The sequence below is a fragment of the Pseudoclavibacter sp. AY1F1 genome, assembly GCF_002931075.1.
Classification (GTDB): Bacteria; Actinomycetota; Actinomycetes; order Actinomycetales; family Microbacteriaceae; genus Pseudoclavibacter.
The window spans coordinates 435,465-455,139 of the sequence record NZ_PSTQ01000001.1; the positions used below are offsets into that span (position 1 = coordinate 435,465).

The window sequence follows — 19,675 nt, forward strand, 5'->3', positions numbered from 1 at the left end:
CGATCCGCACCCTCAGCCCTTCTTTCTTCCGCCGGCGTGAGCACTCCGCGCCGCTTGAGCACTGCCCACTCTGGGCAGAGCGCCCGACTCGGTACCCGTCGTGGCGGTGACGACTCGTGAACGAGTGGGTCATGCTCGGCATCGGTGTCCTGCTGACGCTCGGTACCGGTGTCTTCGTCGGGTCTGAGTTCGCTCTGGTGAACCTCGACCGCAACGACCTCGAGAAGCGGCGCGAGCGGGGTGAGAAGCGGCTCACCCCGACGATCAACGCGCTCAAGCACACGTCGACGCACCTTTCGAGCGCGCAGCTCGGCATCACGCTCACCACGCTCCTCACCGGCTACACGATGGAGCCCGCGATCTCGTCGCTCCTGGCGACCCCGCTTGGCGCGGTCGGGTTGCCAGCGGATGCCGTGCGGCCCGTCGGCGCCGTCCTCGCGATCGTCATCGCGACGGCACTCTCCATGGTCGTGGGGGAGCTCATCCCGAAGAACTTCGCGCTCGCCGTGCCCCGCACCACGGCCAAGTTCCTGATTCCGCTCCAGGTGGCGTTCACGACCGTCTTCCGACCGGCGGTCGCGGTGCTCAACGGCAGCGCGAACGGCATCATCCGGTCCTTCGGGATCGAGCCCAAGGAGGAGCTGTCCGGCGCTCGCACGGCAGAAGAGTTGTCGAGCCTCGTTCGGCGTTCCGCGCTGGTCGGGATCCTCGAGGGTGAGCGTGCCGTCCTGCTGAGCCGCACGCTGCGCTTCTCGGATCACATCGCGGCCGACGTCATGACGCCGAGGCCGCGTGTGCAGTCGATCGCGGTCGACGCCCCGGTGCAGGAGCTCATCGACCTCGCGAAGTCGACGGGACACTCGCGGTTCCCGGTGACCGGCGAGGACATCGATGAGATTGTCGGCGTCGCGCACTTGAAGAACGCCGTCTCCCTCCCGCTTGAACGTCGGCGCACTGTCCCTGTCGGCGCCATCAAGACCGATGCGCTGCTTGTCCCTGAGACGCTTGGCCTGGATGCGCTGCTCGCCGAGCTGCGCTCCGGCGGGTTCCAGCTCGCCGTCGTCCTCGACGAGTACGGCGGAACCAACGGCGTGGTGACCCTCGAGGACCTCGTCGAGGAGATCGTCGGCGAGCTCGTCGACGAGCACGACCGCGCCCACCTGGACGTGGTGATGGCCAAGGGGCGCACGACCTTCGACGGCATGCTCCGGCCAGACGAGGTGCGAGACCGGCTGAACATCGAGCTCGACGACGACGGCCCGTTCGAGACCGTCGCGGGCTTCATGATGAACGCGCTCGAGCGCATCCCGTCCGTCGGCGACGAGGTGCAGGTTCCCGTCGGCACGTTCCGCGTCGAGCGGATGGAGGGACGCCGCGTGGACCGCGTCGCGTTCACCCCGAACGAGTCCTACGAGTCGAGGGAGGCACTCATGCAGCGCCTCGCCGACCAGCACGCCGAGAAGGAGCACCGTGGCTGAGTATTGGTCTGGACTTGCCTGGCTTGTGGTCCTCCTGGCGGCAAACGCCTTCTTCGTCGGGGCTGAGTTCGCCGTTATCTCGGCGAAGCGCTCGCAGATCGAGCCCCGTGCCGAGCGTGGCAGCAAGGCGGCGCAGCAGACGCTCTACGCGATGGAGCATGCGACGGGAATGCTCGCGACCAGCCAGCTCGGCATCACGGTCTGCTCGTTGCTCATCCTGAACGTGTCGGAGCCAGCGCTGCACCACCTTCTCGAGATCCCACTCTCGGCGACCGGTCTCGGCGAGGAGATGATCTCGACGATCGCGTTTGTCATCGCCCTCATCGTCGTCTCCTACCTGCACGTCGTGCTCGGCGAGATGGTCCCGAAGAACATCTCATTCTCGGTGCCCGATCGCGCCGCGCTCCTCCTCGCGCCTCCGCTCGTGTTCTTCTCTCGGCTGTTCGCCCCGGTGATCTGGGCCCTCAACGGCATCGCGAACACCACCCTGCGCCTCTTCGGGGTCGAGCCCAAAGCAGAGACGACAAGCGCCTTCACCTTCGACGAGGTGGCGGGCATCGTCGAGCAATCGAAGCGGGAGGGTGTGCTCATGGACCGCGCGGGCACGCTCTCGAACACCTTCGAGTTCACGGCGAAGAAGGTGGCCTCGGTGGCGATCGCCGGCGAGCAGCTGGTTGTGCTCCCGCCGGACGCGACCCCCGAGATGCTGCAGCGCGCGGTCTCCGAGCATGGCTACTCGCGCTACATCATCCTCGACGAGGAAGGCGGCTACGCAGGGTACGTGCACCTCAAGGACGTGCTCGACCTCGACGAGCCTGGCGAGTTCGACCAGCCGATCCCGGCGAAGCGCGTCCGCTCGCTCGACTCGATGCACGACGAGGCGGACCTCGAGGATGCCCTGGCGACGATGCGCCGCACGGGAAGTCACCTGGCTCGCGTGCTCGACCGCGAGGGCACGACGCTCGGCGTGCTGTTCCTGGAGGACATCATCGAGGAACTCGTGGGAGAGATCCGGGACGCGACGGCCAGGCACTGAGCTCCGACTCCTGCTCGGCCTGGGAGCCGACTTGGCGTGTCGTCCAAGAGGGACCAGGATGGCCGGGTGAGGGAATTCGATGCTCAAGACGCCGCTGCCAGTGTGTTCGCGCCGCGTGAGGACGACCACAAGTACCGCAGGGGTGTCGCCGCCTTCGTTACCGGTTCGACGCACTACCCGGGGGCTGCCGTCCTCGGGACGAGGGCCGCACTCGCGACCGGCATCGGGATGGTGCGCTACTCCGGCGGCGAGGCCGAGACCAAGGCTGTGCTGTGGCAGAGTCCCGAGGTCGTCGCCGACCTCGCATCCTTCGATGCGCTCGTTGTGGGGTCAGGCGTCGATCCGAAAGACGTCCGCCGGACCAGCGAGGCTCGCGAAGCCCTCGACCGCGCCCGCGAGCTGGACGCCACGGTCATCGCCGACTCCGGCGCGCTCGGCCAGATCGCCAAGCGGGTGCTTGGCGGTCACCACGTTCGCCGCTGCATCCTCACGCCGCACGCGGCCGAGCTCGCAGCCCTCATCACGAAGCTCGAGAACACCGAGGTGCACGCCACCGATGTCATCAAGGAGCCGGAGCAGGCCGTCCGGCTCGTGACCGATCGCCTCGGCTGCACGCTGGTGCTCAAGGGGCACCGCACCTACATCGCCGGCGACGGACCCACGATCATCGTGGATGCGCCGGGTGCCTGGCTGGCGACGGCGGGAACCGGCGACGTGCTCGCTGGGGCGATGGGCGCGCTGAGCGCCGTCGCCTCGAAGCGTGAGGTGGCCGAGCAGCCTGAGCCGCAGCAGCTCGCGGCGGCGGCCGTCTGGCTGCACGCCAGAGCCGGCTGGCTGGCGTCGCAGCTGAACGCCGGCAACACAGCCGCTTCCACCGACCTTCTGGCGCCGATCGACGAGCTCAGGGTGCATGGCCCAGGCGCCCCGATCAGGGCGAGCGACGCGACCGCGGTCCTTCCACGCCTCGTCGGCGCACTCGTGGCGTCCAAGCTCCACGCCTGAGCTGGGGTAGCTTGTCCGGCATGACTACGTCGTGGATCGCCCGTCATTGGCGAGGCCCTCTCTCGATCGTGACACTCTGGCTTGCCTTCGCGGGCGTCCATTACGTGCTGATCCTCGTGAATCTCTACTCGCTCTCGAACCCCATGGGCGACGTCTTCCAGGTGTACCGCGGCTGGGTCGACCAGGCGCAGCTCGGGCAGGTGCCCGGCATCGACGCGACCTTCGTGTATCCGCTGCCCTCGCTGCTGCCCATGCTGCTCGCCGACGTCGTTGGCGGACAGGCGAACTACGGCCTGGGCTGGCTGCTTGTCGTCGCCGCGGGCAACGCCGTAGCGTTTGCGGCCCTGACGCTCTGGCGACCGGCGGCTCCGAACGCCCGCCTGCGTCAGATCGCCGCCTGGTGGTGGCTTGCACTCATGGCGCTGCTCGGTCCGGTCGCCCTCGGCAGGATCGACGCCGTGAGCGTGCCCATCGCGATTCTCGCCCTGCTCGCTCTCCGCCGTCGGCCCGAGATCGCCGGTGCGCTGCTGACCTTCGGCGCCTGGCTCAAGATCTGGCCGGCCGCCGTGTTCGCGGCCGCGTTCATCGTCCTGCGTCACCGCCTCTGGCTGGCGGCTGGCGCGGTGGTGGTCTGCGCCGCTGTACTCATCCCCGCGTTGGCGCTGGGCGGTGGCTCGAACGTCTTCTCGTTCGTGACTGAGCAGACAGGCCGTGGGCTCCAGGTCGAGGCCGTCGCAGCAACCGTGCCGATGTGGCTCGCGTCGATGCAGATTCCCGGCTACGACGCCTACTACTCCATGGAGATCTTGACGTTCCAGGTCGACGGGCCCGGCACCGAGTTCGTGAGCGCGCTGCTCACTCCGGTGCTCGCGGTAGCAGTGCTCGGCGTCGTCCTGCTGGCGCTCGTCTCGAAGCGCCGCGGGATGCCATTCACGCGCCTCTTCCCGGCCCTCTCGCTCGCGCTTGTGCTCTCGTTCATCGTGTTCAACAAGGTCGGCTCGCCGCAGTTCATCACCTGGCTCGCCCCGGTCATCGTGTTCGGACTCATCGTCGACGTGCGGCGCTTCGCGCTGCCTGCCGGCATCGCCCTGTGCATCGCCTGGCTCACGCAGATCATCTACCCGGGCAACTACAACTTCGTGACCGATGCCCACTCCGCTGGCGTGGCCCTGCTCGCGGGCCGAAACGGCCTGCTCGTGGTGCTGCTCGTCTGGTCGCTCTGGGCGATGTGGCCGCGGAGCAGGCGAGGCGTGGGGACGGCGTCTGCACGCGCCTCGCGCACCGCCGCCCCTGCGGTGTCAGCCGTTCGCGAGCATGGAGCGGATCGCGTCACCGACGTGGTGGATCTCGAGCAGGAATCCGTCGTGGCCGAAGTTCGATCTGATCGTGACGGCCCGGTCTCCTGAGTAGCTGTTCTGCACGCCGGCCGCGATGCGGTGCTGCGTCTCTGGCGGGAAGAGCACGTCTGTTGAGATGCCGATGACCATCGTGGATGCGGTGACCCGCGCCAGCGCCGCGTCCACGCCTCCGCGGTCACGACCGACGTTGTGCGAGCTCATGGCCGTCAACAGCGTGATGTAGCTGTTCGCGTCGAAGCGGCGCGTGAACCGGTTCCCGTGGAAGTCGAGATAGGACTCGACGGCGTAGCGACCCTCGTCCTGCTCAGGACTCAGGTTCGACTGCCAGCTCCGGCCGAATCGGTCGTCGAGCTCCGTGCCCGACCTGTAGTTGAGCATCGCGAGACGCCGAGCCAGAGCGAGGCCGCGGTGCGGGCCGAAGCCGGCTGGCTCGTCCGCATAGTCGCCGCCGTTGAAGTTCGGGTCGAGTCTGACCGCCTCGATCTGGAGCGTGTTCTGCGCGATGGTCTGCGCGTCCGACGCGGCGGGCGCGCTCATCACGACAAGGCGCCTCGTGCGATCGGGGAACATGATGCCCCACTCGAGCGCGTGCATCCCACCCATCGAGCCGCCGATGATGGCGGCGAAGGTCGAGATGCCGAGCTCGTCGGCGAGGAGTGATTGTGCGAGGACCTGGTCGCGGATCGTGAGCACCGGGAACGAGGACCCGTACGCGTTTCCGCGGGAGTCGAAGCTCGCGGGTCCGGTCGAGCCCTGGCAGCCGCCGAGCATGTTCGGCGCGATGACGAAGTAGCGGTCGGTGTCGAGGGGAGCGCCAGGCCCGATGATGCCAGGCCACCAGCCGGCGGTCGGATGCCCTGGGCCTAGGAGGCCTTCGACGTGCGAGTCGCCGGTGAGGGCGTGCAGCACGAGGATCGCGTTCGACCTGTCCGCGTTGAGCGTGCCCCACGTCTCGTAGGCGAGTCGGATGAGCGGGAGCTCGCCGCCGTGCTCGGGGCTGAAGGCACCGAGCCAGGCGAACTGCCGGTGTCCGACGTCGTCGCCGTCGCGCCAAGCACCCGAGGCGGGCGGCCTCAGTGAGACCGCCCGCAATTCGTCGTTCGGGATTCTGCCGCTTGGCGGCGAGATGCCGTGATCTGTCCAGTCCATCAGCGCCAGGCTAGCGGCTACCCCGCGCTTACGCGCGAAGCGAGTCGAGGGCCTGCGAGAGGTCCGCGATGAGGTCGTCCACGTTCTCGAGGCCCACGGAGAGGCGCACGAGGCCCGGGTTGATGCCCGAGGCGAGGAGCTGCTCTGGCGTGAGCTGCGAGTGGGTCGTCGACGGCGGGTGCACGATGAGGCTTCGCACGTCGCCGATGTTCGCGAGGTGGCTGAAGAGCTTGACCCGCTCGACGAGCTTGCGGCCCGCTTCGACGCCGCCACGCAGTTCGAACGACAGGATGGCGCCGGCGCCGTTGGGGGCGTAGCGCTGCGCGAGTGCGTTCCACGGGCTCGACTCGAGGCCGGCGTAGTTCACGTTCTGCACCTCGGCGTGGCCCTGCAGCCAGCCAGCGATGGTGGTGGCGTTGGAGACGTGCCGCTCCATGCGCAGGCTGAGGGTCTCGACGCCCTGGAGGATCTGCCATGAGGATGCAGGCGCGATGGACGCGCCGATGTCGCGTAGCAGCTGGACGCGCGCCTTGGTGTGGAAGGCGTTGGCGTTGCCGAGCGCGCCCGTGTAGCTGAGGCCGTCGTAGCTCGGGTCGGGCTCGGAGAGGCCGGGGAAGCGGTCCTTGTGCTCGTCCCAGGCGAAGGTGCCGCCGTCGACGATGACGCCGCCGATGACGGCGCCGTGGCCGCCGAGGAACTTCGTCGCGGAGTGGACGACGATGTCCGCTCCGTGCTCGAACGGACGGATGAGGAATGGGGTCGCGATGGTGTTGTCCACGATGAGCGGCACCCCGACCTCGTGGGCGACGTTCGCGACGGCCTCGATGTCGAGGATGTTGACGGCGGGGTTGCCGATCGTCTCGCCGAAGAAGAGCTTCGTGTTGTCCTTGGCCGCCGCCCGCCACGCGTCCGGGTTGTTCTGGTCCTCGACGAAGGTGACGTCGATGCCGAGCTTCGCGAACGTGTACTTGAAGAGGTTGAACGTGCCGCCGTAGATGGAGGTCGATGACACGATGTGGTCGCCGGCACCCGCGATGTTGAGGATCGCGAAGGTCTCGGCCGCCTGACCGGAGGCGAGGGCGAGGGCTCCGCTGCCACCTTCGAGGTCAGCGATGCGTGCTTCGAGCACTGCGGTCGTCGGGTTCGTGATGCGCGTGTAGATGTTGCCGGCGCGCGAGAGGGAGAAGAGGTCGGCCGCGTGCTGTGCGTCGTCGAACACGTACGAGGTCGTCTGGTAGATCGGGGTGACGACGGCGTTGGTCGTCGGGTCAGGGGCGGAACCGGCGTGGATCTGCCTGGTCTCGAAGCTCTGGGTCATAGGTAGCCTCCGGGTCGGCTGCGACCCGACTGGACAGCCGGGTGGCACCGAGTGTGGCAGTGGGCTCGCGAGTGGGCAACGGAGCGGGACACAAATCGTCACGCGTGTCAGGCGGGGAGAGCGGCCGCATGCCACGATGGACGCATGCCTGAAGAACAGAGAACGCGTGTGGTTGTGGTCACGGGGGCAAGCAGCGGTATCGGCCGGTCGACGGTGAGGTCGCTGCGCGCCGAGGGGAGGACCGTGCTCGCGACGGCGCGTCGTGCCGACCGCCTCGAGGAGCTTGCCGCTGAGACCGGCGCCGAGGTCCTTGCCGGTGACATCACCGATGACGCCTTCGTGGCCGAGCTGCGCGAGCACGCCGCTCGGCTCGGTGAGGTCGAGGCGCTCGTGAACGTCGCGGGCGGGGCTTTCGGCACGGAGAGTGTCGAGGCGAGCAGCATCGACGACTGGCAGCGGATGTTCGAGCTCAACGTGCTCGGCACGAAGCGTGTCATCACGGCGCTGCTGCCGCTTCTGCGTGCGTCGGCCGCGAGCAGCGAAGACGAGTTCCCGCACGCCGACATTGTGACCGTGACGTCGACGGCAGGGCGAGTCATCTACCAGGGCGGCGGCGGGTACGTTGCGACCAAGGCCGCGGAGGCGGCCATGATCGGCGTGCTGCGCCTCGAGCTGGGCGGCGAGCCGATCCGGGTCATCGACATCGCTCCGGGAATGGTGCACACCGACGAGTTCACGCTCAAGCGGATGCGCGGCGACAGCGAGTCCGCGGCGAAGCTCTACGAGGGGGTCGATCACCCGCTGACGGCGGACGACATCGCGGCGACGATCCAGCTTGCGCTTCAGCTGCCCGGCCACGTGAACGTCGACGAGCTCATCGTAAGGCCGGTCGCGCAGCGCGAGCAGTTCCAGCTGCACAGGGGCCCCCTCGAGATGAAGACCACGACGAAGGAGTCCGGCGAATGAGCATTTTCCTGGTGGGCGGCGGAGACGGCCCAGGTGTCGAACTGGCGCTCTCCCAGCTGGCGAGCGAGGCACGGCTTCGGGCGGGTGGGGATACCCCGGTGGTCGCGGTCATCGCGGTCGGAGAAGCACCGGCTCCCATCGCCGACTGGTTTGCCGACCGACTGAGATCGCTTGACCCAGGCGTCCTCGCGACGCCAGTGCTCGCCCGCAGCAATGAGGCAGGCGAGCCGCTCGACGAGATCGATCTCGCGAGCTTCTCGACGGTTCACGCGATCCTCGTGGCCGGCGGGCACACTCCTGCCTACCTCGCAGCCCTTGCCCCGCTCGCGACCGACATCCGTCGCCTCGTGAGCGAGGGCGTCTCGTACCTGGGCTACTCGGCTGGCGCCGCGATCGCGGCGGACGAGGCCATCATCGGGGGCTGGCGTATCGGCGGCGTTCCGGTCGCCCCCGAGGAATCCGGTGAAGGCCTCGACGAGGTCACCCTCGAGGCCGGGCTCGGGCTGGTCGACCTCACCATCGAGGCGCACGCTGCGCAGTGGGGTCTCGTGGCCTTGTGTGCCGCGAGCATCGAGGCGGGTCTCGCCGAGCGGATCCTCGCCATAGACGAGGACACGGTGCTGAAGGTCGGCGAGGGTGCCCTCGAGATCCTCGGCTCCGGCAGCGTCTGGCAGCTCACGGCAGGAGAAGGCGGAGTCACGGTTTCGTCGAGCCGCGCACCCGAATGACCGGGATGCGGGGATTCGGTGGGTTCGGGAGGCTCGATCCGGGCTGGGCTCGCGCCCTCGAGCCCGTGACGGGCGAGATCGCCCAGATCGAGGAGCGACTCGAGGTCGAGGCTGCGTCCGGAGCCGGGTTCATGCCCGCACGCGAGCAGGTGCTCCGGGCGTTCCAGCTCCCGCTCGACGACGTGCGGGTGCTCATCGTGGGGCAGGACCCATACCCGACCGTCGGGCACCCCATCGGGCTCTCCTTCGCCACTGATCGGCATGTGCGGCCGCTGCCGCGGAGTCTCGCCAACATCTACCGCGAGCTGCGGGACGACCTTGGCATCGAGCCGGCTGCCACCGGCGACCTCTCGCGGTGGAGCGAGCAGGGCGTGCTGCTCCTGAACCGGGTGCTGACGGTCCGTCCCGGTGCCGCTGGGTCCCATAGGGGGTTCGGGTGGCAGACGGTCACCGATGCGGCCATCGAAGCGCTGGTCGCCAGGAATCGCCCGCTGGTCGCGCTCCTCTGGGGCAAGGATGCCCAAGCGCTTGCGCCGCTGCTCGGCAGTACTCCGCGCGTCGAGAGTCCGCACCCGAGTCCGCTTTCCGCTTCCAGAGGCTTCTTCGGCTCGAGACCCTTCTCCAAGGTCAACGAGCTGCTGCGTCAACAGGGCGCGGACCCAATCGACTGGCGCGTCGAGACGGCTGACGCCCTCGGCTCGCAGCCCCACTTGTTCTAGCCCAGCCCGAGTTGGGCGCATCCCGGAGCCGACAAACGAAAGGTCCACCATGAGCGAGCACCTGCATGAACTCGGAGCCGTCAGGCTGCGGGAACTCCTCGCAAGCGGTGAGCTCACGCCCGTCGACCTCGCGAGCGCCTACCTCGCCCGCATCGAAGCCGACGCAAATGCGTCCGGTGCCTTCATCACCGTGACTCCTGAGCGGGCGCTCGCACGAGCGCGGCAGCTCCAGGACAACCCGGAGGCAGGATCGCGGCGTCGTGATCGACTCAGCGCGCCGCTGTGGGGCCTGCCCTTCGCAGACAAGGACCTCGAGCCACGCGAGGGAGTCCCGACGACGTTCGGCTCGCGCGCGTTCGTGGGGTATGTCCCTGAGCAGAGCTCGCCGCTCGTGGCGACCATGGACGCGGCTGGCGGCGTGAGCCTGGGAAAGACGAACACTCCGGAGTTCGGGCTCCCGGCCTACACCGAGAACGCCGTCGTAGCCCCGGCCCTCACGCCGTGGGGCACCGGTCGTGGCGCCGGTGGTTCCTCGGGAGGCGCGGCTGCCGCTGTCGCTGCGGGGCTCCTGCCGTTCGCGCCCGGCTCCGACGGGGGAGGGTCGATTCGCATTCCCGCTTCGGCATGTGGCCTTGTTGGGCTCAAGCCGAGCCGCGGCCGCGTGCCGGACGGTTCCGGTGTCGGCTCGCTCGCGGGGCTTCCCGTGTCCGGGCCGATCGCGAGGAGCACCGCGGATGCGGCGCTCCTGCTCGACGGCATGATCGCCAGAAGGGCTGACGGGCGCCAGGCGGACCGGAGCGCCCTCACCGCGCCCGCCGGTGAGCGCTCCCACCTTGACTCGTTGGAGACGCCGCTGCGGCGTCTCCGCATCGGGTTCAACACGTGGTCGCCGTGGGCGACGCGCTACGAGATCGACCTCGACCGCGACGTCGCCGCCGTCTTCGAGGAGAGCAAGGAACACCTAGCGCGTCTGGGGCACCAGCTCGTCGCCTTCACGCCACCGGATGCGCCTGACTACTTCGACGCGTTCCGCACTGTCTGGCAGGCCGGTGCCGCCACGATCCCGCTCGAGGGCGAGGCTCTCGAAGTTCTCGAACCGCTGACCCGCTGGCTGGTCGGGGTGGGCCGGACGAAGCTGGCGTCAGAACTCGCGCAGTCGCTCGCGACGCTGGCCGACTTCGAGCGCAGCATCATCGAGCAGTACTCGCGGTTCGACGTGGTGCTTACGCCGACCCTCGCTCAGACACCGAGGCCGCTTGGCTGGTTCGACGCGGTCGACGGAGAACGCAACTTCGAGCAACAATGCCAGTTCACGCCGTACACGTCGTACGTGAACGTGACTGGGCTGCCGGCCATCACGATGCCGGCAGGCTCAGCGCTCGGACTGCCCGTCGGCGTGCAGGCGATCGGGCGCCCCGGAGACGAAGCGACGCTACTGCAGCTGTCGAACGAGCTCGAACGGGAGATCAACTGGTCGCATCAGTACCCGCCCACGTGGTGAGACGCGCGTAGCGAAGCGCGATCATCCGCAAGCGGTCCGCGAGCAGTCCGTCAGTGGTCCGTCAGTGGTCCGTCGGTGGCCCCTCGGCTGCCCGCTGCTCGCGCGCCGCAGGCCGGCGCCTCGGCGGCAGGTAGTTGCCGTCTTCGAGCCCTGCCTCGATCTCGAAGCGGTTCTTGAGGGGGTCGAAGCCCGCGAGCCAATACAGCGGCGGGAAGAGGAAACCGTAGCGCTTCCACTGCTCCACATGCACGCGCTCGTGCCGGAACACGCGCTCGCCGACGACGTCGCGGGTCAGGTAGACGCGGCCGACGCACGTGCCACCCCTCCGGAAGGCCCATTTGGGAAGGCCACGACACACGATGAGTCCGTCGTGCACTTCCACCCGCCCGGTCGAGAGTGGGACACCAACGGCCAATCCGACGGCTGTCGCCGCGTGGTAACCGAGGCGTGAGATCGGGGAGTCGAGGAAGACCCGCTTGAGAGGGTTCATAGGTGGTGACCTTCGTTCGCTGTCGGCGGGACCGCGGGGGAGGAGAACGCGGGGAGGAGCACGCGGGGAGGAGAGCGCGGCGAGAAGAACGCCGCTGAGACCCGACCGTGTGCGACGGGTCCCAGCGGCGAACGCTAGCTGGCGCTCGGTATGAACCTGGGCCTTAGAAGCTCTGCTCTGGCGCGTCGATGGCTGCCGGTGCGCGCTGCCCCTGCTTGAGCGCAGCAAGGCGGGCCTCCACCTCGGTCAGCTTGCCGAGGTCCTCGAGCTGGTTGAACTGCGAGTCGAGGCTGGACGTCTGCAGCTCCTGCTGGCCGCGGACGAGGGCCTCCTGGCGGCGCACCTTCTCCTCGAAGCGGCCGAGGTCGCTTGTCGGGTCCATGACGTTGATGCTGCCGAGGGCCTCGTTGACCTTCTGCTGAGCCTCAGCTGTCTTGGCGCGCGCGGCGAGCTGGTCGCGCTTGGCGCCGAGCTGGCGCAGCTTCTCGCGCATCCCCTCGAGTCCGCCCTTGAGCTGGTCGACGACCTGCGTCTGGGCTCGGATCTGCGGCTCTGCCGTCCGTGCCTCGGTCTCAGCCTCGATCTGGCGCGAGAGAGCGACCTTTGCGAGGTTGTCGAACTTCTGCGCGTCGACCTCGTCGTTTGCGGCGCGGAGCTCGTCGGCCTTGCGGCTCGCGGCGAGCGCCTTGTTGCCCCACTCCGATGCGGCCTGGACGTCTTCGCGATAGTCGTCTTCAAGCATCCGCAGCTGGCCGATGGTCTGCGCGATGGCCGACTCAGCCTCCTTGATGTTCGAGGTGAAGTCGCGAATGAGCTGGTCGATCATGAGCTGCGGGTCTTCCGCGTTGTCGATGAGCGAATTGATGTTCGCGCGGACGAGCTGGCTGATTCGTCCGAAGATGGACTGCTTGTTGGACATCGATTGCTTCCTTTTTGCTGGTCGGGCCCTGTTGGTCCCTGGTGGATGGCCGTGCTGTGAGGTTGTGAGTTGGTGAGCGTCCGGCTGGACGCTGGTCGTCAGCGCCTTCTGCCGCCGCCCGACGAGCGGAAGCCGCCGCCTGATGAACGGAAACCGCCGGACGACCTGAACCCGGAGGAACCGCCGCTCGAGCGACGACCGGAGCTGCCGCCCCACGAGCTGCCGCCTCCCCAGGAACTGCGGCTTGACGAGCCGCTGTTGCTGATGAGGCCGCCGAGGATCCCGCCAAGGAGCCCTGAATCGAAGTTGCTGCGCGAGCTGGACCCGGACGACATGCCCCAACTCTGCTCGTAGCCGCTGCGCTGCGATTGCACTTGATTCCTGGCCTGCTCGGTCGCCCGCTCGGCGAGGCTGATGGCGCTCTTGGCCCGCTGCATGGCCTCTTCCGGCTGCGTCGCCGCGAGCTGCTCGGCGGTCCGGAGCTCGGTCTCAGCCTGTTGGATGCGCGCGCGGGGTTCGCTTTCGACAGCCCCGCGGCGACCTTCGATGAACTGCAGGCCACCTGTGACCGCGGAACGTGCTTGTGCGAGTGCAACGTCGAGCTGCCTGCGGAGTCCCGCGAGGCGCTCGTGCTCCTGCAGGAGCGAGGCAATCGCGGTGTCGAGCGCCTCGTCTGCTTCGCGCAGTGCTCCCAGAGTCCGGAGCGGATCCGCCGCCGATGCGCCACCGGAGCGTGCCCGGCCGATCGCCTCGTGCGCTGCGGTCTGAGCTGCGGCTGCGGCCGCGGCGACGTCCGGCTGCAGGGACGCCTGCTGGACGAGCTGCGCACTGCGTGCCAGCCCGGATTCCAGCTCGCCGATCTCCTGCCGGATGAGCTGCTCCGCGTTCTCCAGGTCGCTCGCCGCGGCACCGATCGAACCGAGCACGGAGCTGACCTGAGCAAGCGCAAGCTGTGCGTCGCTGATGTCGACGGCGGCGGGACCCGTGCGTCCCTCGCGGAGTCCGCCGTCGGCGTTCTGGGTCTCGGTGCGCGCGAGGGCCAGCAGCTCCCGTGCGTGGTGGGTCGAGTCGTCGACGGTGGACAGGGCTTGTGCGCTGTAGCGCGCGCGCAGCGCGGTCAGCTGGGACTCTGCTCCCTGCATCTGTCCTTCCAGGCGGTCGAGTTCGCCCCGGACCTGCCTGAGGAGCTCGGGAGCGTTGCGCTCCATGTCGCGGAGCTTCTCGAAGCGGGCCGCCTGCTCGGCGACCCGCTGTTCAGCCTGGCCGACGAATCCGAGGATCGCCTCGTTCATCTGCACCTTGGCGGGCTCTGGCTCGGGGTGAGCGTCGAGGTACTGGCCCTGGACGTCGAAGGCGCGACGCAGCTGCTCACGCGCATCCGCAACCGCTGCGCGATACTCGGCCACCGGTTCTGCGCCGAACTGGGCCTCTGCGAAGCTCACTTCCTGGTCGGCGGCAGTGACGAGGTTGTCGACGCGGACGAGTTCGCCAGCCGCACGCTGGGCGAGCTCCGCGAGCTGTGCCTTGCGCTGCGCTTCTGTCGCCTGCTGTCCCTGCTTCTTCTTGCGTCGTGCGCGAAGAACAACAAAGAGGATGATGAGCGCCACGACAACGATGAAACCGCCGACGAACAGGAAGATCGAGCCGACTGCCGCCCCGGTCGCCTGTGCGAACTCCCCGCCTCCCGTGCCTCCGGAAGCCGTCCCGGAGCCGGTGAGCTCCTGTCGCAGGGAATCAGCGGCTGAGATCGCGGCCTGACCGTACTCACCCGCGTCGAGATTCGGGGCTATCGACTGCGTCTCGATGTCTCGGAGTGCGCCGTCGCCGATGGGGAAGCTGCTGGAGGAGTTGAGCCCGAAGTCGAGCTGGTCGACGCCGACGTAGAGGATCACGGCGTCTGAGCCGAGGTTGTTGACCTCGGCGAACTCGCTTGCCCAGTCGAACCCGGCGCTCGGGCTCGAGAAGCGGTCGACGATCGCGAAATACATCGTGTAGTCGGTCTCCGACTCGAGGGTCGAGATCGCCTGCTCGATGTCGGACGCGTCCTGTGTGACGAGCCCACCCGGGTCGAAGATGTGCCCGTCAGGCGAGCCGGGGCTCACGGCGGGGGCGATGCCAGGGGAAGATGGGGAAGAAGTGATCGGAGAGACCTCGGCGGATGCTGGCGCACTTGTTCCGAGGAATGCTGCGGCAACGATGCCGAGCAGTGAGAGCGCACGACGCACGGAGACCCCTTTCTGGCCTGTCATCGGCCTTCCTCGTAACGCTAGCGGGGTCAAGCCGTGAAGAACGTGATTGTTCTGCGCGTGGTGACGCCACGAGTGAACATGCGGCGAACAGCTGCTTTCGCAGGTGAGCACTGCGTGACATTCTGGCGTCGATGTGTGATTCCGCATGGAGTTCCGTAGAATTGTCGTGCACCGGACAAGCACTCCTTGTCCGGTTTTCACATGAGACACAGGAGATTCAACGTGCGAAGTGAAGATGTACGCACCAAGCGGTTCAATGCACTGAAGTTCGATGGCTGTTACGACGTCAGGGAGGTCGACCAGTTCCTGGACCAGGCAGCCGCCGCCCTCGAGGGGCACGAGAACGGCGAGCCGGATCAGGCTCAGATCGTCACGGCCCACGAGGTCGAGGCGGTCAAGTTCACCTCTCGCGTCTACGAGCGTGGCTATTCCGCCCAGGAGGTCGACGTGTTCCTCGAGGAACTCGCTACGGCACTCGGGAGCTACGAGAGCGAGACCGGCGCAGAGGGTGTCGCTGACGCCTAGGCACCGGAGCTGACTCCCATCGTGGTTTGTTAGGCTGACCTAACCCCCGACCCCGATCCAGGAGTTCAGCACAGTGACAGACGCCGTCGCCCAGAAGCCACGCAAGCGTGGACCGAACGTCCGCCTGACCGTCGAACGCACCGAGCGCCTCAGTCGCTCCCTGGTCCGCGTTCACCTGTCGGGGGCTGACCTGGACGACTTCGACATCGAGCACGCCGACGCCTACCTCAAGCTGCACTTCGGAGGAGGCGTCGGCGAGCTCGAGCTCCCCTTCGACCTGCAAGAGCTGCGCGCGACGCTGCCGATCGATCAGGTCCCCGTTCGCCGCACCTACACGGTGCGTGGCATTGACCGTGCGACGGGAACGGTCTCTATCGACTTCGTCGTGCACGGCGACTCCGGAGTTGCTGGCCCCTGGGCTCGTGACGCCCGGCCAGGCGACGTCATCGTCGGGACCACACCACACGGTGCATACTCTCCGCTGCCCGAGAGCGACTGGCATCTCATCTGCGGCGACGAGTCCGCGCTGCCTGCCATAGCTCGCACGCTCGAGGCGATGCCGGTGGATGCGAAGGGCGCGGTGCTCGTGGAGGTGGCGGGAGACGAAGACCACATCGAGCTCTCTGCTCCGGAGGGCGTCACCCTCACGTGGCTCCACCGGGGCGAGCACGGCGGATACGACCGTCAGCTGCTGGCGGCGGCCGTCGAGGAGCTCGAATTCCCCCATGGCGTGGTCCAAGTCTTCGCTCACGGCGAGCGCGAGCAGATGAAGCGGCTCAGGAAGAACTTCTCGGCGCGTGGCGTCGACCGTGCGCAGCTGTCCCTCTCCGGATACTGGGCCGCCGGACGCACCGAGGATGCCTTCCAGAGCGAGAAGCGTGAGCCGGTCGGCCAGATCTTCTGACCTGGGAGCGCTGCCGACCCGGGTGCGCGGTTGCCTACCAGGAGCCCGGCGCGTAGTCCTTGAGGAAGACACCGAAGAGATCCTCGCCAGCCTCGCCGCGCACGATCGGGTCGTACACTCGCGCGGCACCGTCAACCAGGTCGAGGGGGGCGTGGAAGCCTTCCTCGGCGAGGCGGATCTTGGTGAAGTGGGGGCGCTCGTCCGTGATCCAGCCGGTGTCGACGGCGGTCATGAGGATGCGGTCGCTCTCGAACATCTCCCGTGCGCTCGTTCGAGTGAGCATGTTGAGGGCGGCCTTCGCCATGTTCGTGTGCGGGTGTCCAGGTCCCTTGTACCCGCGGCCGAAGACGCCCTCCATGGCGGAGACGTTGACGATGTAGGTGCGGCGAGACGGTGACGACTTGAGGGCGCCGCGCAGTCTGCTCACGAGGAGGAACGGCGCCGTCATGTTGGCCAGCTGCACTTCGAGCATCTCGAGGGGCTCGACCTCGTCGACGTGCTGCGTCCACGAGTTGATGTGCAGCTCGTCTGGCAGAAGGCCACCGGCGTCGATGGCGGTGCCGGCAGCGAGGCGCTCGAGCGACGACGAGCCTGCTGCCATCGCATCCGCTGTCAACTCTTCCGCGGTTCGACCGGCGGCCGACGACAGGATCGGGTGCGCCGCGACCGACTCGGCGAGGGCAAGCGGATGCGCGTCGTTCGTGTGCCCGAACGTCACCAGCTCGGGCAGCGGGCCGTCCGGCAGCGGGGCGAGCTCAGCCTCCACGAGCGGAGCGTACGCGCCGGGGGAGCGACGCACCGTCTGCGCGGCGTTGTTGATGAGGATGTCGAGGGGCCCCGCGGCGGTGACGGAATCGGCGAGCCCCATCACCTGAGCGGGGTCGCGGAGATCGATGCCGACGATCTTCAGGCGGTCGATCCACTCGGCCGAGTCCGGCAGGGCAGAGAAACGTCGCACGGCATCCTTCGGGAAGCGTGTCGTGATGGTCGTGTGCGCGCCATCGCGGAGCAGGCGAAGCGCGATGTACATGCCGATCTTCGCCCGGCCGCCCGTGAGCAGCGCGCGCTTGCCGGTCAGGTCGGCTCGCGCATCTCGTTTCGCGTGGCTGAAGGCCGCGCAGTCCGGGCAGAGCTGGTGGTAGAAAGCGTCGACGGTCGTGTACGGCTGCTTGCAGATGTAGCAGGCACGCGCCTTGAGCAGCTCTCCGGCCGTCGGGGCCGTCGTCGAAGTGGAGATCGGGATGCCGCGAGTCTCGTCGTCGATGCGGTCGGGCGCTCCGGTCGCGGTGGCGGCGACAACGGCCTTGTCGGCGTCGGCGATGCGCTGGCGCTTGGCCGCACGCCCGACTCGCTTCACGTCCTTGAAGAACTGCGCCGTCGCGCGGCGCACGGTGATGAAGTCGGGGTCTTCTCTGTCGTACTCCGACAGCTGCTCGAGCACCCGCAGGGTCGTCGCGAGGTCGGCTTCATCGATGCGGGTCGGCGCAGCGTTCGCGTCGGTCGCATCGTCCGGCGTCACCGTGGGCGTCTCGTCTGGAGTCTCGGAAGGCACACGAGATTGTAGAGGCCAGCGGGCAGGCGCGCCATACGCGCCTGCCCCTGACCGCCCTTGGTTTCGGACCTGCCTCTAGGACGCGACGGCTCGGGGAGCCCCCATGCCAGGGTCGATCTGGTACGGACCGCTTGCAGAGGGCCGCACGTCGAAGTCGAAGATCGCGGTCGGCAGGTACACCGTGGAACAGGAGTTGGGAATGTCCACGACACCCGACAGGCGGCCCTCGATGGGCGCCGAGCCGAGCAGCAGGTAGGCCTGCTCCGGCGCGTAGCCGAACTTCGTGAGGTAGTCGATCGCGTGCAGGCAGGCGCGCTGGTAGGACAGGTGCGAGTCGAGATAGCGCTGCTCGCCGTCCAGCGTCACGGAGGTGCCGCTGAACGCGATCCACTCGCTGTAGTTCGGCTCGACATTGCCTGGCATGAAGATCGCGTTCTCCGAGACGCCGTACGTGTCCATGCCGCCCTTGATGACGTCGACCCGCACATCCATGAACCCGCCCATCTCGATGGCGCCGCAGAACGTGATCTCGCCGTCGCCCTGCGAGAAGTGCAGGTCGCCCATCGAGAGATTCGCTCCGTCCACGAAGACGGGGTAGAAGATGCGGGTGCCCTTGGAAAGATTCTTGATGTCCTGGTTTCCGCCGTTCTCTCGCGGAGGCGCGGTCCGAGCTGCCTCGCCGGCGACTCGGTCGAACTCCGAATCAGGCAGCGAGCCGAGCACCGCGAACTGCGGCTCTGGCGGGAGGGCGAGCGGGGGCACACGTCCCGGGTCGGTTGCGATGAGCTTGCCCTCCCGGGCGTTCCACTTCGAGAGCAGTTCTGCCGACGGTGCCGTGCCCATCAGCCCCGGGTGGATGAGGCCCGTGAAGGACACCCCCGGCACGTGGCGGGAAGTCGCGGTCTGTCCGCTGAAGTCCCAGATCGCCTTGTACGCATCCGGGAACTGATCGGTGAGGAAGCCGCCGCCGTTCTTCTTCGCGAAGATCCCCGTGTAGCCCCACCCCTGGCCAGCGAGCGGGCCCTTCTCCTGCGGGATGGGCCCGACGTCGAGGATGTCGACGATGAGGAGGTCCCCGGGCTTAGCGCCCTCCACGCGGAACGGACCGCTGAGCTTGTGCACCGTGAGGAGCGGCGCGTTCAGGATGTCCTCGGCCGAGTCGTCGTTGACGATCGCGCCATCGAACCACTCCCGGCAGTCGACGCGGAATTCGTCTCCTGGCTTCACGGTGGCGACTGGCGGGATCTCCGGGTGCCACCTGTTGTGGCCGACCTTCTCCTGGTCCTCGAACTTCTTCGACGAGTCGAGAGGAAACAGCACGTCTGGCATGGGGCGGTCCTTTCATCGGTGACCCGAGCCGTCTCCTGGTTGGCGGCAGCCTGAGTCGGTTGGTGCCAGCCCCACGACGTCAGTGTCGTGGCAGCTTGGCGTGGAGAGGGTTGCGGGTGATCCCAGTGCCGGCTCGACGGGCGGCACCGGGGAGGGAATTCACGACGCTGGGTTCGTGCGCGGACCTCGCCGCGGCGTCGATGAGACCGTAGGCGGAGGAGGCAACGGCGGAGAGGTGCGGGGCGGCGGGCCGGCGCCGCGCGTCGCCACCGCACTCAGGGCAGGTAGAAGCATCCGGGACTGAGGTCATCGGGTGCACCTCGTCGAAGCCGTGCGAGTCAGAGCATCGGTACGTGTAGGTGGGCATCGTTGCCTCCCCTCGTCGAGGTACTGCTGACCGTAGCGGTGAGCCTCCTCGCCTGTCAACGGCGCCCTGTCGCGCCTTGCTTGGT

The 19,675-nt window shown here is 68.0% G+C and carries 18 protein-coding genes; 10 read left to right on the forward strand and 8 right to left on the reverse strand.

Going from position 1 to position 19,675, the window contains the following annotated elements; all coding sequences use genetic code 11:
- Positions 1–131: 131 nt before the first annotated feature.
- The 4 genes from C5B85_RS02055 (at position 132) to C5B85_RS02070 (ending at position 4,922) form a co-directional block, all read left to right on the forward strand.
- Positions 132–1,478 carry a hemolysin family protein gene (locus C5B85_RS02055; protein ID WP_104284388.1) on the forward strand — a complete coding sequence of 449 codons (1,347 nt, stop codon included), beginning with the start codon at positions 132–134 and terminating at the stop codon, positions 1,476–1,478.
- Positions 1,471–2,514 (forward strand): hemolysin family protein, encoded by a 1,044-nt coding sequence (locus C5B85_RS02060; RefSeq protein ID WP_104284389.1) that lies wholly within the window; start codon positions 1,471–1,473, stop codon positions 2,512–2,514. Before C5B85_RS02055 ends, C5B85_RS02060 begins: the two co-directional genes overlap by 8 nt.
- Positions 2,515–2,580: 66 nt before the next feature.
- Positions 2,581–3,516: an ADP/ATP-dependent (S)-NAD(P)H-hydrate dehydratase gene (locus C5B85_RS02065; RefSeq protein ID WP_181064231.1), complete on the forward strand. Its 936-nt coding sequence runs from the start codon at positions 2,581–2,583 to the stop codon at positions 3,514–3,516.
- Between the two features lie 20 nt (positions 3,517–3,536).
- Complete coding sequence (locus tag C5B85_RS02070; protein ID WP_104284391.1) at positions 3,537–4,922, forward strand: glycosyltransferase 87 family protein; 1,386 nt, start codon at positions 3,537–3,539, stop codon at positions 4,920–4,922.
- On the opposite strand, the gene C5B85_RS02075 is transcribed toward C5B85_RS02070, so the two are convergent.
- Both C5B85_RS02075 and C5B85_RS02080 read right to left on the reverse strand, forming a co-directional pair.
- A complete protein-coding gene (locus tag C5B85_RS02075; RefSeq protein ID WP_104284392.1) occupies positions 4,815–6,023 on the reverse strand; it encodes a homoserine O-acetyltransferase in 1,209 nt (402 codons plus the stop codon). The two genes, C5B85_RS02070 and C5B85_RS02075, sit on opposite strands and share 108 nt — an antisense overlap.
- Before the next feature lie 28 nt (positions 6,024–6,051).
- Positions 6,052–7,341 carry a bifunctional o-acetylhomoserine/o-acetylserine sulfhydrylase gene (locus tag C5B85_RS02080; protein WP_104284393.1) on the reverse strand — a complete coding sequence of 430 codons (1,290 nt, stop codon included), beginning with the start codon at positions 7,339–7,341 and terminating at the stop codon, positions 6,052–6,054.
- Between the two features lie 144 nt (positions 7,342–7,485).
- On the opposite strand from C5B85_RS02080, the gene C5B85_RS02085 reads away from it, so the two are divergent.
- Genes C5B85_RS02085 through C5B85_RS02100 form a run of 4 tightly spaced genes read left to right on the forward strand, consistent with a single transcriptional unit; the run spans position 7,486 to position 11,255 of the window.
- Complete coding sequence (locus C5B85_RS02085) at positions 7,486–8,307, forward strand: SDR family oxidoreductase (protein WP_104284394.1); 822 nt, start codon at positions 7,486–7,488, stop codon at positions 8,305–8,307.
- Positions 8,304–9,035, forward strand: coding sequence for a Type 1 glutamine amidotransferase-like domain-containing protein (locus tag C5B85_RS02090; protein ID WP_104284395.1), 732 nt, complete (start codon positions 8,304–8,306; stop codon positions 9,033–9,035). Before C5B85_RS02085 ends, C5B85_RS02090 begins: the two co-directional genes overlap by 4 nt.
- Positions 9,036–9,040: 5 nt before the next feature.
- Positions 9,041–9,754: a uracil-DNA glycosylase gene (locus C5B85_RS02095; protein WP_258070542.1), complete on the forward strand. Its 714-nt coding sequence runs from the start codon at positions 9,041–9,043 to the stop codon at positions 9,752–9,754.
- 49 nt (positions 9,755–9,803) lie between these two features.
- On the forward strand, positions 9,804–11,255 hold the full coding sequence (locus tag C5B85_RS02100) for an amidase (protein ID WP_104284397.1): 1,452 nt from the start codon (positions 9,804–9,806) through the stop codon (positions 11,253–11,255).
- A 61-nt stretch (positions 11,256–11,316) separates the two neighbouring features.
- Here C5B85_RS02100 and C5B85_RS02105 read toward each other — a convergent pair whose 3' ends face one another.
- The 3 genes from C5B85_RS02105 to C5B85_RS02115 all read right to left on the reverse strand — a co-directional run bounded on the left by C5B85_RS02105 (position 11,317) and on the right by C5B85_RS02115 (position 14,913).
- Positions 11,317–11,745: a Fe-S oxidoreductase gene (locus C5B85_RS02105; protein ID WP_104284398.1), complete on the reverse strand. Its 429-nt coding sequence runs from the start codon at positions 11,743–11,745 to the stop codon at positions 11,317–11,319.
- A gap of 163 nt (positions 11,746–11,908) precedes the next feature.
- Positions 11,909–12,664, reverse strand: coding sequence for a PspA/IM30 family protein (locus C5B85_RS02110; RefSeq protein ID WP_104284399.1), 756 nt, complete (start codon positions 12,662–12,664; stop codon positions 11,909–11,911).
- A 98-nt stretch (positions 12,665–12,762) separates the two neighbouring features.
- On the reverse strand, positions 12,763–14,913 hold the full coding sequence (locus C5B85_RS02115; protein WP_181064232.1) for a TPM domain-containing protein: 2,151 nt from the start codon (positions 14,911–14,913) through the stop codon (positions 12,763–12,765).
- Positions 14,914–15,135: 222 nt separating this feature from the next.
- Between C5B85_RS02115 and C5B85_RS02120 the strand changes: the two genes are divergently transcribed.
- Positions 15,136–15,438 carry a DivIVA domain-containing protein gene (locus C5B85_RS02120; RefSeq protein WP_181064233.1) on the forward strand — a complete coding sequence of 101 codons (303 nt, stop codon included), beginning with the start codon at positions 15,136–15,138 and terminating at the stop codon, positions 15,436–15,438.
- A gap of 73 nt (positions 15,439–15,511) precedes the next feature.
- The gene (locus C5B85_RS02125; protein WP_104284402.1) at positions 15,512–16,342 is read left to right on the forward strand and encodes a siderophore-interacting protein; all 831 of its coding nucleotides are present in this window, start codon (positions 15,512–15,514) and stop codon (positions 16,340–16,342) included.
- Between the two features lie 34 nt (positions 16,343–16,376).
- Here C5B85_RS02125 and C5B85_RS02130 read toward each other — a convergent pair whose 3' ends face one another.
- From C5B85_RS02130 to C5B85_RS19070, 3 genes are all read right to left on the reverse strand, one after another.
- Positions 16,377–17,861, reverse strand: coding sequence for an SDR family NAD(P)-dependent oxidoreductase (locus C5B85_RS02130; protein WP_104284403.1), 1,485 nt, complete (start codon positions 17,859–17,861; stop codon positions 16,377–16,379).
- Between the two features lie 108 nt (positions 17,862–17,969).
- Positions 17,970–19,223: a formamidase gene (gene fmdA / locus C5B85_RS02135; protein WP_104284404.1), complete on the reverse strand. Its 1,254-nt coding sequence runs from the start codon at positions 19,221–19,223 to the stop codon at positions 17,970–17,972.
- A gap of 79 nt (positions 19,224–19,302) precedes the next feature.
- Entirely contained in the window at positions 19,303–19,590 is a 288-nt protein-coding gene (locus tag C5B85_RS19070; RefSeq protein WP_181064234.1) for an FmdB family zinc ribbon protein, read from the reverse strand.
- Positions 19,591–19,675: the final 85 nt, after the last annotated feature.